Origin of the sequence: Aliivibrio sifiae (assembly GCF_002954705.1) — a bacterium.
In the GTDB taxonomy this organism is placed as follows: Bacteria; Pseudomonadota; Gammaproteobacteria; order Enterobacterales; family Vibrionaceae; genus Aliivibrio; species Aliivibrio sifiae_A.
Genome location: NZ_MSCO01000001.1, coordinates 64,815 through 81,255 on the forward strand (window position 1 = coordinate 64,815; position 16,441 = coordinate 81,255).

At 39.0% G+C, this 16,441-nt stretch carries 14 protein-coding genes; 6 read left to right on the forward strand and 8 right to left on the reverse strand.

What is annotated here, in order from left to right:
• The first annotated feature begins 137 nt into the window (after window positions 1–137).
• The 4 genes from BTO22_RS00310 (at window position 138) to arsJ (ending at window position 3,288) form a co-directional block, all read left to right on the forward strand.
• The gene (locus BTO22_RS00310; protein WP_105053840.1) at window positions 138–467 is read left to right on the forward strand and encodes a metalloregulator ArsR/SmtB family transcription factor; all 330 of its coding nucleotides are present in this window, start codon (window positions 138–140) and stop codon (window positions 465–467) included.
• Between the two features lie 20 nt (window positions 468–487).
• Window positions 488–1,489 (forward strand): ArsJ-associated glyceraldehyde-3-phosphate dehydrogenase, encoded by a 1,002-nt coding sequence (locus tag BTO22_RS00315; RefSeq protein ID WP_105053841.1) that lies wholly within the window; start codon window positions 488–490, stop codon window positions 1,487–1,489.
• A 17-nt stretch (window positions 1,490–1,506) separates the two neighbouring features.
• A complete protein-coding gene (locus BTO22_RS00320) occupies window positions 1,507–2,004 on the forward strand; it encodes a phosphatase domain-containing putative toxin (RefSeq protein WP_105053842.1) in 498 nt (165 codons plus the stop codon).
• 72 nt (window positions 2,005–2,076) lie between these two features.
• The gene (gene arsJ / locus BTO22_RS00325) at window positions 2,077–3,288 is read left to right on the forward strand and encodes an organoarsenical effux MFS transporter ArsJ (RefSeq protein WP_105053843.1); all 1,212 of its coding nucleotides are present in this window, start codon (window positions 2,077–2,079) and stop codon (window positions 3,286–3,288) included.
• Between the two features lie 10 nt (window positions 3,289–3,298).
• Here the strand turns inward: arsJ and BTO22_RS00330 are convergent, their stop codons facing one another.
• The 5 genes from BTO22_RS00330 to BTO22_RS00350 all read right to left on the reverse strand — a co-directional run bounded on the left by BTO22_RS00330 (window position 3,299) and on the right by BTO22_RS00350 (window position 10,445).
• Window positions 3,299–3,829 (reverse strand): MltR family transcriptional regulator, encoded by a 531-nt coding sequence (locus BTO22_RS00330; protein WP_061012953.1) that lies wholly within the window; start codon window positions 3,827–3,829, stop codon window positions 3,299–3,301.
• Between the two features lie 50 nt (window positions 3,830–3,879).
• A complete protein-coding gene (locus tag BTO22_RS00335; RefSeq protein WP_181044526.1) occupies window positions 3,880–5,028 on the reverse strand; it encodes a mannitol-1-phosphate 5-dehydrogenase in 1,149 nt (382 codons plus the stop codon).
• Between the two features lie 79 nt (window positions 5,029–5,107).
• The gene (locus BTO22_RS00340) at window positions 5,108–7,060 is read right to left on the reverse strand and encodes a PTS mannitol transporter subunit IICBA (protein WP_105053844.1); all 1,953 of its coding nucleotides are present in this window, start codon (window positions 7,058–7,060) and stop codon (window positions 5,108–5,110) included.
• Window positions 7,061–7,687: 627 nt separating this feature from the next.
• On the reverse strand, window positions 7,688–8,488 hold the full coding sequence (nagB, locus tag BTO22_RS00345; protein WP_105053845.1) for a glucosamine-6-phosphate deaminase: 801 nt from the start codon (window positions 8,486–8,488) through the stop codon (window positions 7,688–7,690).
• 106 nt (window positions 8,489–8,594) lie between these two features.
• Window positions 8,595–10,445, reverse strand: coding sequence for a protein-disulfide reductase DsbD (locus BTO22_RS00350; protein ID WP_060992691.1), 1,851 nt, complete (start codon window positions 10,443–10,445; stop codon window positions 8,595–8,597).
• Window positions 10,446–10,658: 213 nt separating this feature from the next.
• On the opposite strand from BTO22_RS00350, the gene BTO22_RS00355 reads away from it, so the two are divergent.
• The gene (locus BTO22_RS00355; RefSeq protein ID WP_060992690.1) at window positions 10,659–11,084 is read left to right on the forward strand and encodes a universal stress protein; all 426 of its coding nucleotides are present in this window, start codon (window positions 10,659–10,661) and stop codon (window positions 11,082–11,084) included.
• 68 nt (window positions 11,085–11,152) lie between these two features.
• Here the strand turns inward: BTO22_RS00355 and BTO22_RS00360 are convergent, their stop codons facing one another.
• A complete protein-coding gene (locus BTO22_RS00360) occupies window positions 11,153–12,454 on the reverse strand; it encodes an anaerobic C4-dicarboxylate transporter (RefSeq protein ID WP_060992689.1) in 1,302 nt (433 codons plus the stop codon).
• A 174-nt stretch (window positions 12,455–12,628) separates the two neighbouring features.
• Window positions 12,629–14,077 (reverse strand): aspartate ammonia-lyase, encoded by a 1,449-nt coding sequence (aspA, locus tag BTO22_RS00365; protein ID WP_105053846.1) that lies wholly within the window; start codon window positions 14,075–14,077, stop codon window positions 12,629–12,631.
• 432 nt (window positions 14,078–14,509) lie between these two features.
• Between aspA and BTO22_RS00370 the strand changes: the two genes are divergently transcribed.
• Window positions 14,510–15,043, forward strand: coding sequence for an FxsA family protein (locus BTO22_RS00370; RefSeq protein ID WP_060992687.1), 534 nt, complete (start codon window positions 14,510–14,512; stop codon window positions 15,041–15,043).
• A 105-nt stretch (window positions 15,044–15,148) separates the two neighbouring features.
• On the opposite strand, the gene BTO22_RS00375 is transcribed toward BTO22_RS00370, so the two are convergent.
• A complete protein-coding gene (locus tag BTO22_RS00375) occupies window positions 15,149–16,294 on the reverse strand; it encodes a murein hydrolase activator EnvC family protein (protein WP_061030592.1) in 1,146 nt (381 codons plus the stop codon).
• Window positions 16,295–16,441: the final 147 nt, after the last annotated feature.

Sequence of the window (16,441 nt, forward strand, 5' to 3'; positions counted from 1 at the left end):
TTGCATTAAGTTTAAAACCACACTATTTATCTTTTAGTTTAGAAAAGTGATTGCTGAATCGCTATTTTTTCTATTGATTTTTGTATTATAGTGCATATGATATATGGAAATGCATATATTCATATTTAAGGTTCATTATGTTACCTCATCAATTTTTCAAACTGCTTTCTGATGAAACACGGATCCGTTGTTTACTACTTATCGCGCGCGAAGGTCGTTTATGTGTAAACCAATTGACGGAAGCATTAGGTGAAAGTCAGCCAAAGATCTCTCGGCATTTAGCGCAGCTACGCCAGTCAGGTGTATTGATTGATACTCGTGAAGGACAGTGGGTGTATTACCAAGTGAGTACTGAACTACCAGGTTGGTTAAACAAAATTATTGAAGGTTTGAAGCAATCAAATTGTTTACAAGCTCAATATCAAAAAGACACAGATAAATTAAACGCCATAAAAACGTGTTGCTAATTTCATTTAGGGGAAAAACGATGACAATTAAAGTAGGGATTAACGGATTTGGTCGTATTGGACGTTTGGCATTAAGAGCGGCATACGATTGGCCAGAATTGGAATTTGTGCAAATAAATGACGTCGCGGGAGATGCACATACTTTAGCGCATTTACTTGAATTTGATTCAATTCAAGGACGTTGGAACCATGCAGTGACCACCGATGGAAGAACTATGATCATCGGTGAACAAAAGCTAATAACCACTCAAGAAAAAGACATTGATGCTGTCGATTGGTCCGGTTGTGATGTCGTTATTGAAGCTACGGGCGTGCATCGCACACGTTCATTTTTAGATAAATATTTAGCGCAGGGCGTTAAACGTGTTGTTGTTTCTGCTCCGGTAAAAGAAGACGGTGTCGCGAATATTGTGGTTGGTGTGAACGACGATATTTTTGATCCTGCTGTTCATCAAATCGTCACTGCGGCATCTTGCACTACAAACTGCCTCGCTCCAATTGTTAAAGTTATTAATAGTGAGTTGGGTATCGAAAACGCGGCATTTACTACCATTCATGATTTGACCAATACACAAACCATTTTAGATGCACCTCATAAAGATCTTCGCCGTGCGCGAGCGTGTGGAATGAGCCTAATCCCTACTACAACAGGTTCTGCAAAAGCGATTGTTGAGATTTTCCCTGAGCTTAAAAATAAAATCGACGGTCATGCGGTACGAGTTCCTTTAGCGAACGCATCACTGACTGACATTATCTTTGAAGTGAAAAGAGATACGACTGTTGAAGAAGTAAATCAGTTATTAAAGGATGCGGCTTATGGTGATCTAAAAGGTATTTTAGGTTACGAAGAGCGCCCTCTTGTCTCTATTGATTATAAAGGAGACCAACGTTCAACGATTGTCGATGCTTTGTCTACTATGCTTGTTGGTAAACGTATGGTGAAGATTTATGCGTGGTATGACAATGAAATGGGTTACGCCACTCGTACTGCGGAATTAGTTAGAAATGTTGGTTTGGCTTAAGCATTGAGGAATCTGAAATGACACATCCTACTTGGGAGTTACCCGTTACTGACACTTATGGCGCATTGATTTTGACGCCTTGTCCTGGCACAAAAGGCGTTGAGTTAATTGAATCTTTAACGCAACTAAAAGCACAAGGTGTAGCTGCGATTGTCACTGCATTAAGTCAAGATGAGCTAACAGAAAAAGGCGTTGGTTCTCTTGGTGAAGAAGTACAGCGTCTAGGAATGAAATGGTTTTACCTTCCAATTGAAGACGATTGTGCACCTGATGATAAATTTGCAGCAGAATGGAAAGCAGCGACGCCTGAATTACAACAAGTGTTAGAAAATAATGGCAAAGTAGCAATGCATTGCATGGGCGGTTCAGGTCGTACAGGTTTACTTGCAGGACATTTACTGTTGGATTTAGGTTGGGATTTAGATGTAATTAAACAACAAGTCCAAGCGTTACGTCCAGGTGCTTTTACTAAGCCAGTGCAAATAGAATATATAAATTCTATTGCTTACAAATAATCAGCGTTAAGGTTATCTCAGGAGAATATTATACTTCTGAGATGGCTTAATCTCATTTAGGTTCTCTATTTTATGCTCTCTCAATTAAGCCATAGTGTACGTCAATACATGATTGTGACCTTTAATTATTGGAACTTCACCATTACTGATGGCGCGTTGCGTATGTTGGTGGTGCTCTATTTTCATGATTTGGGATACAGTACTTTAGTCATTGCGTCTCTCTTTTTGTTTTATGAATTCTTTGGTGTGGTGACTAATTTATTGGGGGGGTGGTTAGGCGCTCGGTTAGGGTTAAATAAAACCATGAATGTTGGCTTAATAATGCAGGTATTTGCGTTGTTAATGTTGGCATTACCGAGTGTTTGGTTAACGATTCCGTGGGTTATGGCTGCACAAGCATTATCTGGAGTTGCAAAAGACCTCAATAAAATGAGCGCTAAAAGTGCAATTAAAACCTTAGTTCCGAGCGATCAAGAAGGGGCGCTCTATAAGTGGATAGCGATTCTTACTGGGTCTAAAAATGCACTCAAAGGCGCAGGGTTCTTTCTTGGTGGCTTACTCTTAACAACCATCGGATTTCAATTGGCTGTTATAGCGATGGCGAGTGTTCTTTTCGTTGTCTTTATCGGCAGTGTTTTCTTGCTTGATGGTGACATGGGAAAAGCAAAATCAAAGCCTAAATTTACTCAGCTATTTTCTAAATCTAAGGAGATTAATACCTTATCAGCTGCACGATTATTCTTATTTGGTGCGAGAGATGTGTGGTTTGTCGTCGCGTTACCAATTTACTTAGGCAGTGTCTTTGGTTGGGGTCATTCTCTTGTCGGTGGTTTCTTAGCGTTATGGGTTATCGCATATGGATTTGTGCAAGGCTTTGCTCCTAAAATCACGGGAAAAGCACAAGGTCGAACACCTGATGGTAGGTCTGCTTTATGGTGGGTAGGATTACTTACAGTCGTGACAGGGATTATCGCTTATCTGGTTCAGATTGAATGGCAAGCTGAATATACGATTGTGATTGGTTTACTTATTTTTGGTGCAGTATTTGCGATTAATTCTTCACTGCATTCGTACCTAATTGTCAGCTATGCCAAAGGCGATGGCGTCTCTATGGATGTTGGTTTTTACTATATGGCTAATGCAATGGGACGTTTAGTAGGTACTGTTTTATCTGGATTGGTATTTCAATTAGCCGGATTTTCGGCGTGTTTGTGGGTATCGTTTGGTTTCTTGGTGCTAACTACGTTGATATCGGTAAAGTTACCTAAAGCAGAAAGTGAGTAAAAGAAAGTCGTTAAAATGGACTTTCTTTTTGTAATTCAGAGCAAATATCAACAATAGCAAGTGAAAGTCCAGAACGAATCATTTGCTTTTGTCTATCAATTTGCATTTGATAAAAAGCCAAATCAGTATCGTCATTAAGAGGAGTGATTTCTAATTGAATCATTCCCATTCTTTTTACAAGATTGAGTGCATTAATTGGTGTGATAACCTGCGGATCGGTAAATTGAAGTTCATTCATTTCTAAGTTCAATTTATTACGTAGTTGTATTAGTCCTTCAATATCATGATAAGTATTATTTGGTAATACACCTAAACCAAATAGGAGTTTAAGTCTTACGCTTAAATCGCCTAATGGACCGGAATCTTGAAGTAATGGGCCAATAACAGATTGAACTGCAAAATCATCTTTACGAAAAATGCGCTGAATTAAGCCGTCGATAGATTCATTAAGAATATCGACAGCAATGATGAAAAAACCACGCACAGAAGGTGCATCGTCTAGTCGTTCAATGATGTTAGATTCATTTATTACTTCTGTCATAAAATAGCCATAAAAAGAGAGAGGCATTACACCTCTCTAATTGTTTTTTATTAATTTAATGTATTAAAGATCGCTTCAATCTTTTTCGCTTCTGAACTGTTTTCAGTTAATCCTGTGTAATACGCAAGTGTTGCTTTTAAACCTGATTCACATAAACGAGTTTGTAGTTCTACAGCTTGTGGATCAGTGTTATTTACGTATTTAAACGCGGCGGCAATACCTTTTAATAGCATTTTGTTCTCAGTGCCGTATTCTATTGTACCTAATAAGGGTTTGATTAAGCGATCATTTTTACCTAATTTGCGAATTGGTTGGCGTGCAACGCGATCAATCTCATCTCGTAAATATGGATTAGCAAAGCGGCCTAGAATTTTTTCGATATAAGCTGCGTGCAATTCTTTATCAAAACCATAGCGACGGATTAATACTTCTCCACTTTCTTCCATAGCCGTTTTTACTTCAGCTCTGATTTCAGGGTCTTGAATTGCGTCTCGTACTGTTTCATGTCCTTTTAATGAACCAAGGTAAGCAGTAATACAGTGACCAGTGTTCAGTGTGAAAAGTTTACGTTCAACAAATGCCATGAGGTTGTTTGTTTTTTCCATTCCAGCAATTTCAGGAGCGCCACCTTTGAACTGTTGTTCATCAACAATCCATTCGCTAAAGCTTTCAACAGTTACCTCTAATAAGTCATCATTAGCTGATTCAGAGGGTGGAACAATACGGTCTACTGCTGAATCTACAAAACCAACCAACTCATTACAGCGAGCATGATAAGACTCATCAAGGTGTGAATACACTTCATTTTTAAGATGAGTTGTACCACGAACCATATTTTCACAAGCGATGATATTTAAGGGTGATTCATTGTTTGCATCGAAACGTCTTGCTAAACCTTTTGCGATGGTTTTTGCGATAATATCCAACACGTTAGGACCGACTGCTGTGGTTACTAAATCCGTTTTTACAATGCGTTCAATAACGTCATCACTGGTAGAGTTAACGGCTGTAACGTGTGTAACTGTCTCTATTTGGCACTCAGAGCCAACTACTTTTACCTTGTATGATTGGTCATGTGAAAGTTGATCTACCAACGGAGCATCAACATCTGCGAATGTAACAGCGACGTTTGAGTCAGAAAGAACTTTACCAATAAAACCACGACCGATGTTGCCTGCGCCAAAATGTACTGCTTTCATAATAATTACCTTCAATTTGATATTAGGAGATAGATCAACCCTATAGGGGGAAAGTTGACCTATGTTTTCTATGTGATCGTTATGCTGCTTGTTCGCCCGAAAGAATTTCTAAGATTTCACTAACGCTGTTAGTGGATGTTAGTTTTTCAATGGCACCAGGTTCATCAAGCGCATTGGTAATTGATGTAATTACTTGTATGTGCTCGTCATTTTTAGCTGCGATACCTATAACCAATTTAGCTACATCATCTTCGTCTTCAGTGAATTGAACACCTGATGGATACTGACAGATGACTATGCCTGTTTTGATTACACGGTCTTTGGCTTCTATTGTTCCATGTGGTACGGCAATAGACTCACCAAGGTAGGTTGGTACTAGTTTTTCACGGTCAAACATCGCCGCTACATATTCTGGTTCTGCGTATCCAAGAGACACAAGTTGTTCACCTGCGTATTGAATCGCTTCTTCTTTAGTTTTAAACGTTAATCCAAGATGGATGTTCTTTGCTTCTATTTTAAATGGTTGTGCATTTTGCGGGGCAAAAAATTCATCATTTGCAGCCACTGGAGAGATTTGTGGTATTTCATCATCGTTCGCTGCTTCTGGGTAAGTTGATGCCATAATTCGTGCGACTAAATCGTTGTAGATATGACTGTCTAAGAAGTTTGTTAATGAAATATGCTCAGCATTTTCTGCGTGCTTACGTGCACGATCCGTTAAATCTTTATGAGTAATCACAATATCGACATCCGTAGGTAAGTTATTAATAGCACAGTTTGTTACGCTGATATTTAGGCCTGCTTCCTGAACTTTTTTACGAAGAAGTCCTGCTCCCATGGCACTTGACCCCATGCCCGCGTCACACGCTACGATGATTTTTTGGATGTTATTGAATTTTGTTGAGTTATTTTTTTCAGCTGTGATACCAGAAGGTTGACCTTTTGAATCAGATTTCATATTACGCATTTTTGATGTCGCATCATCTAATGAAGTACCGTCGTCTTCATCTGATGTCGCTTGAGTTTTCATTAGGATTGCTGCAACAGTAAATGAAACGGCAGTTGCAGATAAGATTGAACAGATAACGCCAACAGCTGATGCTTTCGGTGTTAATAATAAAATGGCAAAGATAGAGCCAGGAGATGCTGGAGCAACCATACCTGCATTAAATAGAGTTAGGACAAATACACCCGTCATACCACCCGCAATAGCGGCAAGGATTAAACGTGGATTCATTAAAATATATGGGAAATAAATTTCGTGAATACCACCAAAGAAATGAATGATAGATGCGCCACCAGCGGTTTGTTTTGCGGATCCTTTACCAAAGAACATGTAAGCAAGAAGAATACCTAAGCCTGGGCCTGGATTTGCTTCAATTAAGAAGAAAATAGATTGACCAACATCGTTTGCTTGTTGGATACCAAGAGGAGAGAAGATACCGTGATTAATCGCGTTATTTAAGAATAGAATTTTTGCTGGTTCAACAAAAATAGAAGTCAGTGGAAGAAGGCTTGCTTCTACTAAGAAATTTACCCCTCCAGCAAGACCTGCAGACAGTACTTTTACAAAAGGGCCGATAAAGTAGAAAGCAACAATTGCACACAGCATACCAATAATGCCAGCAGAGAAGTTGTTTACGAGCATTTCAAAGCCGCTTTTGATTTTTCCATCGACTTTTTTATCGAAAATTTTAATCGCTAGTCCACCCATAGGACCAACCATCATAGCCCCCATGAACATGGGAATATCAGTACCAACAATCACACCCATAGTAGTGATCGCACCAACGATAGCACCACGTTCGCCACCGACTAATTTACCACCGGTATAACCGATAAGTAGTGGAAGCAAATAAGTAATCATTGGCCCAACAAGTTTCGCTAACGCTTCGTTAGGGATCCAACCTGTTGGGATAAATAAAGCCGTGATAAAGCCCCATGCGATAAACGCACCGATATTAGGCATTACCATATTTGATAAAAAACGACCAAAATTTTGTATCTTGATCTTTGCATCTGGTGATATCATAAGTGATTCCCCGTTTGAGGTTTTATTAAATTTTTTAAAAATGGCTCGCCAAAGCCATTGGTTAATTTCTAAGTACAGATGTAATTTACCATAGATTTTTTAATAGAACCGATAACGGGAAATTCGTGACTCTCTCCACAAAACCTCAGCAACTAATTCAAATAAAGTAGATCTATATAACGTTATTGATATGAAAATTTACAACAAATATTGTAATTTGAAATTGTCAATAATAATTAAATGCGCAATATCATACTTTTTGATATTTAGTTAATACCAAAAAGGTGATCCTTATCACTTATGTTGAATTTATATTTAAATAATAAAATCCCAATCAGATCTAGATCTCACTTTGTTATTTCTTTCACGATTCGAATTAAATCGCTTGATAGTCAACGCTTTAAAATGGAATTTTATTACAGATATAATTACTACTAAAGGGTGAGGGGATCATGTTTGATGTGCCCTAAATAATAAGATTGGTTTGTAATAAAAAAGAAAATTCTATTAAAAGGTAGGTCGTGGGGAGATAAGACAGACGAAATGTTTTAGGTGATGTGATTAATGCGATTAATAAAAAAGGAGAACCTAACGCTCTCCTTTTGATATTTTAATTAAAGTAGAAAATTATACGTGAGTGATATTTTCAGCTTCTAGTTCTTTAAAGTATTTTACTGTTTTCACTTTCAGTTCTTGCTGTGAAGGTTCATCACAAACGATTACTGATTTAGGGTGAAGTTGAAGTGCTGATACTGTCCACATGTGGTTTACAGAACCTTCAACAGCAGCTTGTAGAGCAAGTGCTTTGTTGTGACCTGTAATTAGGATCATAATTTCAGCTGAATCAAGCAGAGTACCTACGCCGATAGTTAATGCGTACTTAGGTACTTGGTTGATGTCGCCATCAAAGAAACGAGAGTTAGCAATGCGAGTGTCTTCAGTCAATGTTTTGATACGAGTACGAGATGCTAAAGAAGACGCTGGCTCGTTGAATGCGATGTGACCATCGTTACCCACTCCACCCATGAATAAGTTAATGCGACCGTAAGACTTAATTTTGTCTTCGTAACGTTGGCATTCTTCTTCGTGGTTATCAGTATTACCGTTTAGAAGGTTAATGTTTTCTTCTTGAATATCTACATGGTTGAAGAAGTTTTCAAACATGAAAGTACGGTAAGATTCTGGGTGGTTAGCATCAAGGCCAATGTACTCATCCATGTTGAATGTTACTACATTCTTAAAGCTCACTTCGCCAGCTTTATGCAGTTCGATTAGCTTTTTGTAAGTATTAAGAGGAGTACCACCAGTTGGAAGACCAAGAACGAATGGACGATCTGCTGTTGGGTTAAACTCATTGATGCGGTTAATAATGTGCTGTGCTGACCATGCGCCTACTTGTTCTGCTTGGTTTAATGGAATAAGTCTCATCATATACCTCAAAAAATTAATGTAATAGTTTGCTTAATTGCGTTAATTCGCATTGTAAAATAAGTGCGATGCTAATGCTAATGATTTTGGTCAATAAAGGACCATATTATTTAACCAAGCTCACACTTTGCTTTAAATGCTGAGTAAATGGATCTGCTTTCATAAATCCAGTTAGGCGCGATGCTGATAAGTATTCACCGTTCGCATTCCAAAAATCGATAGTGGGTAAGCCAAGGACTTTCAGTTGCTTAAGCAGTTCGATATCTTCTGGGCTGTTTTTTGTTACGTCAGCTTGCAGCAAAATAAACTCACCTAAAAGTGGTTCAACTTTTTTATTATGAAAGGTGTACTTTTCAAATTCTTTACACGCTACACACCAGTCTGCATAGAAGTCGAGCATCACTGGTTTGCCTTGTGTTTTTGCGGCTTCCAATTCTCGGTTTAAGTCTTCAATCGTACTTATCTTTTTAAATGTTACAGCTTGAGTTGTCGTTCTTACTTCGGTATTCGTCTTACCTGAAATTGCATCAATAACAGGGATTGCAGAACCGACAATACCTAAAATAGCGATAATGCCAGCAATGCTTGTTTTCCATGATTGAGGCATGGTCGCTTTGACATGATATAACCAACCAAATGCTGCAATTCCAAGAGCAGACCAAATAAATGGTGTGATGTTATGAGGAAGAATTCGCTCTAGTAAGAAAACAGGAACAGCCAGAAGAATAAAGCCAAACAGCGTCTTCACATGCGTCATCCATACGCCTGCTTTTGGTAGTAATTTATTACCAAATACTGCCGCTAGAATTAATGGAATACCCATGCCAATAGCCAAAGCATACAGAGCAACGGCACCAGTAAGTAAATCCCCACTTTTTGCTACGTAAAGCAGTGCTCCTGATAATGGTGCAGTCGTACATGGTGAGCAGACTAAACCTGAGATAGCACCCATGGCAAACACACCACCTAAGTTTCCGCCTTTTTGCTGGTTACTGATGTCATTAAGTTTGGTTTGTAGGCTACTTGGTAATTGAATGGTGTAAGCACCGAACATCGACAGAGCGAGCAGCACAAACATGATGCTCAAGCCAATTAACACATAAGGATGTTGTAATGCTGCCTGAAATTGCATACCTGCCGAAGCAACCACTAACCCAAGTAAGGTATAGGTTAATGCCATGCCTTGAACGTAAACAAAAGAAAGCTTGAAAGCCTTACCGTGAGAGAGCTTTCCGCCACCTAAAACAATACCCGTAAGAATAGGGTACATAGGTAATACACAAGGTGTAAACGCAAGACCAATACCAAGTGCTAAGAATAAGAACGGTGTCCACCAAGCGTCACCTAGATTATCAGCCAGCTCTTGTTGCTGCGTTTGAGATATGACTTTTGGTTCAGGATCTAATGATGTGTTCTTTTCTATGCTAACGGGTGCACTATCACTTTTAGCTACAACATGTGTATTTGCCGTTTCATCTTGATATGAACTTGATGCAGTTAATGCTGATAATGGAATTTTACGGATCTCTGGTGGATAACAGAATCCTGCTTTTGCACAACCTTGGTAACGAACGGTTAATTCTGCATTATCACTAACAGAAATTAATGGCACCGTAATGGTCAGTGGCTTTGTGTAGATATTCACATTACCAAAAAATTCATCGTTATGAGGTGTGCCTTCTTCCATAACTAAATCCGCAATTTCAGCCCCATTAGAGGAGACTGAGATACGTTGTTGATATAAATAGTAATCAGGCTTTACTTGCCAATCTAAATAAACTCGATCCCCTTGTTGCATAAAATTAAAAGGAAACGCTTCATTTACCGTTACAAAAGAAGAATCTTGTTGGTTTTGTAATTTAGTTAAATCAAACGCAGCCAAAGCTTGTGGAGCGAAAGAGATAAACAGAATGAAGAATGATAAAAGGGCAGCTCGAAATCGGAGTAAATTCGTCATGTGGAAGTCTTTATAAAAATAGATACGGGTATGACTATCGAAATGGTCAAGAGTTCGACAAGTATAGTATCAATTGCAGTAATGATCTGCTCATTTCTCTTTTGACACTTAGGTAATTATTTTTGATTTGTTGCGGTTTCGAGATCTCTACGACACTATTTTTACCTGACTAAAACTATGCTTATTCTATTAATAGACGAAGAGGGCGTTGTGATGAAATACAAACATATCCTTGTGGCATTGGATCTGTCAAAAGAGAGTCATGTTCTGATTGATAGAGCGGTTTCTATGGCTGGTTTAGTCGGTGCAAAAGTGTCTTATATTCATATTGATGGGACTCATGGAGAGATTTATCCAGAGCTTGTCGATATACAAGCAGAGCCTGAACGTAAACCGCTTAATGAGCCTTCAAATAAATGGCTGGCTGATTTTCAGCAGTATACTGATTTTCCGATTGAGAGCTTTTGGGTAGGAACTGGAGATCTTAGTCATAAAGTTGAGGCAGCGGTTAAAGATAATGAAATTGACCTATTGATTTGTGGTCATCACCATGATTTTTTGAGTAAAATTATTTCGTATTCTCGACCTCTCATTCATCACTCTCCTATTGATATATTGGTTGTACCGATTACGTCATAACTTAAAAGACATAAAAAATGGCAGCTAAATTAGCTGCCATTTTTGGTGGTATATGTGCATTTTCTTAATTAAAGAATAATACCGCCAAATACAAAGCCTAGTGCAACAGAAGTCGAAATCGTTGCAACACCCGGAATGAAGAATGGGTGGTTAAATACAAGATTACCAATTCGTGTTGAGCCAGTATCATCCATCTCAACCGCCGCCAGAAGCGTAGGGTAAGTAGGAAGTACGAACAATGCACTCACTGCCGCAAAAGAAGCAACCGCAGTAATTGGTGCAACACCAATTGCTAATGCTGCAGGCATTAATGCTGTTGTTGTTGCGCCTTGAGAGTAAAGAAGCATAGAAGCAAAGAATAAAACAATCGCTAGCATCCACGGGTATTGTGCAAGGATCTCAGCTGAGAACTCTTTGATTTCACCAATATGAGAAGAAACGAAAGTATCGCCAAGCCATGCAACACCAAGAACACACACACAAGCACTCATACCTGATTTGAATGTTGCTGCGTTAGCAATTTTAGATGCATCAATTTTAGTGAAAGTAACGATAGCCGCTGCCGCTGTTAGCATTAGCGCCATGATAGCTTCGTTACGGCCAATTGTTGGATGTTCAATCAGGCCAACACTGCCACTGATCATCGTTGCATAAGCAACAACAGCGACGATAGCAACACAGAAGATATAAACAGATGCTTTTGCTGTTGGTAAAATTTCACGTTTACCAGCGCCGTTCATCTTAATTAGGCCTTTTGCAAGACGTTCTTGATAAACCACATCGTCTTTCAGTTCACAGCCTAGGAAGTTAGCAACGAACGCACCAACCATGCATGCTAGGAATGTTGATGGAATACATACTGCTAATAGTGTTAAGTAATCCACACCTAGAGGCTCAAGGATACCAGAGAAGAAAACAACTGCCGCAGAGATTGGAGACGCAGTAATTGCAATTTGAGAAGCAACAACAGCGATAGAAAGTGGGCGAGAAGGACGAACACCTTGTTCTTTAGCAACTTCTGCAATAACAGGAAGTGTAGAGAATGCAGTGTGACCTGTACCTGCTAGCATCGTCATGAAATAAGTCACGATAGGTGCGTAGAAAGTAATACGTTTTGGGTTTTTACGTAAGAATTTTTCTGCTAGGTCAACCAACCAATCCATACCGCCAGCCACTTGCATTGCAGCAATAGCCGTGATTACAGACATGATGATTAAAATAACATCGATAGGGATAGAGCCCGCGTCTAAACCTAAGATCATGGTAAGGACAAGAACGCCCGCACCACCCGCAAAACCAATACCAATACCGCCGATACGTGCACCTAAATAGATGAACAGCAGTACGACAAGAAGCTGTACAGCAATCATAATATAACTCCAATGTTTAAGTTTAAATTTAAAATAATTATTCAGATTTTTATTGCATAGCTATATACAGCAAATCAATAAAAGTATGAATGATTACTTGACCTGTTTGTCAGTAAATTTTTTAGTATAAAAAAAAGCGAGCTTCAGTGAGCTCGCTATTTGAGGTGTTACGGATTAATCGTAACGTTTTGCTTTGTATTGCGGGTGCATTAGATTTTCTACAGAGAAGATGTCATCTAATTGCTCTTCAGTTAGAAGACCACGCTCAAGAACTACATCACGAACGTTTTTGCCTGTTTCAGCACAAATCTTACCAACAATGTCACCTTCGTGGTGGCCAATGAATGGGTTTAGGTAAGTAACGATACCGATAGAGTTAAATACGTGAGCTTCACATACTTCTTTGTTTACCGTGATACCGTCGATACATTTGTCACGTAAGTTCACACATGCATTTTTCAAGATTTCGATAGATTCGAAAAGAGCTTGACCAATTACTGGTTCCATTACGTTTAATTGCAGTTGACCTGCTTCAGCAGCGAAAGTCACTGTAGTATCGTTACCGATTACTTTGAAGCAAACTTGGTTTACAACTTCAGGGATTACAGGGTTCACTTTAGCAGGCATGATTGAAGAACCAGCTTGAAGCTCAGGTAAGTTCAATTCATTAAGACCAGCACGAGGACCAGAAGAAAGAAGACGTAAGTCATTACAAATTTTAGACATTTTAACCGCAGTACGTTTTAGCGCACCGTGGATCATAACGTAAGCACCACAGTCAGACGTTGCTTCGATTAAGTCTTCAGCAGCAACACACTCTAGGCCTGTTACTTCAGCTAGATGACGAACCGCTGCTTCTTGGTAACCAGTCGCAGCGTTTAAGCCAGTACCGATTGCTGTCGCGCCGATGTTTACTTCTAAAAGAAGTTGCGCTGTGTAGTTAAGGTTTTTCACTTCTTCTTGAAGTAGAACACCCCAAGCGTGGAACTCTTGACCAACAGTCATTGGAACAGCGTCTTGAAGCTGAGTACGACCCATTTTCAAAACGTTACGGAATTCTTGATCTTTAAGATCGAATGCACCTTTTAGGTATTCAATCGCTTCGATCAGTTTCATCATGCTGTTGTATACAGCAATACGGAAGCCTGTTGGGTATGCACAGTTAGTTGATTGAGAACGGTTTACGTGATCATTAGGGTTAATGATGTCGTATTCGCCTTTCTCTTTACCCATAAGTTCAAGAGCAACGTTAGCAATAACTTCGTTAGCATTCATGTTAACTGAAGTACCAGCACCGCCTTGGAAAACATCTGATGGGAATTGATCCATGCACTTGCCAGTTTCAAGAATTAAATCACATGCTTTGATGATGTACTCACCAACTTGTGAAGGGATAGCACCTAATTCTTTGTTAGCTAAAGCGGCTGCTTTTTTAGTGTAGATCATGCCACGAACAAACTCAGGAACATCAGAAATAGTTACATTTGAAATGTTGAAGTTTTCCATAGCGCGAAGGGTATGAATACCGTAGTAAGCTTCAGCAGGAACGTGACGTTCACCTAGCAAATCTTCTTCAATACGAGTTGCAGTATTCGTTTTTTCTAAATCAAGCATCTGAGTCATAGTAAGCCTTTAAGGTTCTATATTTTAATTATTGGATTCTGTCCAAGTGATCATATCTGCGAGTAGAGTCCGTTCGTCAGAGGGTGATCAATATCGTACCTGATGCCTTGTTTTAACGTCATCATACACCTCTTTAGTGGTAAAAGTGTTAACTTGATCACTTTTTAAGTCTAGTTTTTGCAAAATATTTCAAATTGAGATAATGCTCTCACTAGTTGTTAATATCTTTACTTTATAGGTTATATAACTGCTACTTGAGTTAATGAATTTGATGGCTGTTTACACTCTTTTACAGAGTTCTTTCTTGAAAATCGAGGGGATGTGCCGCATCTATCATAATAGAGAGAGAAAAAGTGGTTTGCGGTTAATGCCTGCTACACTAAATAAGATATATAAAGTGAAAGATCGTATTAAATCCAATCGAGGTGTGTTGTGTTTCCTATTTTATTACTGATGTTTATTTTTGTTCCCATTATTGAAATTGCACTGTTTGTGCAAGTTGGGGGCATGTTAGGTATGTGGCCGACACTTGGTTTGGTGCTTATCACCGCTTTTGTTGGAGCATCATTAGTTAGAAGCCAAGGGATCCAAACCTTGATGTCGGTACAATCAAAATTACAGCAAGGTGAATTACCAGCGCAACAAATCGTAGAAGGCATGATGCTTGCGGTTGCTGGTGTACTATTACTTGTTCCTGGCTTTATGACCGATGCGCTAGGTATGTTGGTTTTATTACCTGCACCAAGAGCCTACTTAGCAAAACAATTAATGAGCCGAGTAAAAGTGAATGGCATAGGAGCATCCCAAGGTGGCTTTCATGCAGGTTTCGGTGGTGGTTTTGATCAAAATGGTCCGTTTAATCAAGGTAACCCATTTGATCAAGCAAATCAGAATGATCAGCAAGGTGATGTATTTGAAGGTGAATTTCAACGTAAAGAAGATGATCCAAACAAAACCTTAAAATAATTTATTCGCTATATGAATGGAATAAAAAAAGCCACGTTATCCTGTTACTAAATAGAGATAACGCGGCTTTTTTAATATCTGAATTACTGATTAATTAAGTAATGATTAACGCTTTAACCAAGAACGGGGGTTCTGCGCTTTACTGTTGCGACGGATTTCAAAGTACAGAGAAGGTCTGTCTTGACCACCACTGTCACCAACCACTGCAATGGTTTCACCTGCACGTACTTTATCGCCTTCTTTTTTCATTAAACTTTGATTGTAGCCATATAAGGTCATATCGCCCTTACCATGGTCAATAAGGATCATTAATCCATAACCACGTAGCCAATCAGCAAAAACGACCTTGCCTGAATCAACGGCTTTAACTGGTGCTCCGTATTGGCTGGCTAATACCATGCCTTTCCATGTTAATTGACCGGTTTGTTTAGTGCCAAAACTATGCAATGTTTTAGGATTATCGATTGGCCAAGGTAGACGACCTTTTTGACGCGCAATTCCATCCATAGGGACGTTGTTTTTTGCTTTGGCTTTTGCAATAGCAACTTTTAAGCGTTTTTCATTTTGTTGTAGCTCGTTTAAATAACCACTTTCACTTGAAATACGATTTTTAATACTTGAGACGGTTTTCTTACGTTTATTTTGAGATGTTTGTAGTGTCTGCTTTTCTTTAGTGTACTGGGCAAGCAGGTCACTTTGTCGTTGCTGTTGCTCAAGTAAAGACGCTTCTTTCTCTTTCAGTTGCATTGTGGTGAACTCTAATTGAGAGATAGCACCTACCCTGGCTTCTGATAAACGTTGAGCGTATTGAGTCATACGATCGATTTTATTAACATCATCACCGCTCAAAACGTTAGACAGTTGATTGTTTCGGCTCGTGAGGTAGTAGTTAACTAACAAGTCTTTCAGAATTTCAATCTGACCTACTTGTTGTTGGGTTAGCTCGGATTGCTGTTGCTTTAACCCAGCGATCGATACTTTTAATGAATTTAGTTCTCGCTCTGCGTTGCGCGTTTTTTGAGACGCGTTCGCAATGGATAACTCATGTTTTTTCAAACTAGTTTGCAGACTAGAGAGTTCTTTTTTCTGTTTACTTAATAGTGAGTTTTGGCGAGATATTTCTTGTTTCATTCCCTTTAATTCTGCGTCATTAGCATGAGAGGTTAGAGGAAAGCTAAATGTCAGGCACACTAACGCCGTCGTACAGATTTTACGAAAAGAAAAAAACGTATTTGAAAGGGATATGTTCATCGCAGCATTATTTCAGATAGAGTGGGTCCTGACTAGACAGAGTTTGTGTTTGGTCTCAATTGTAAAACCAATATCACAGCATTTTAGCTGTATTCGGCTGTTTTTTTATCCTCGCTAGTTTCAAAAGAAACCCTAGGGTATACTTTC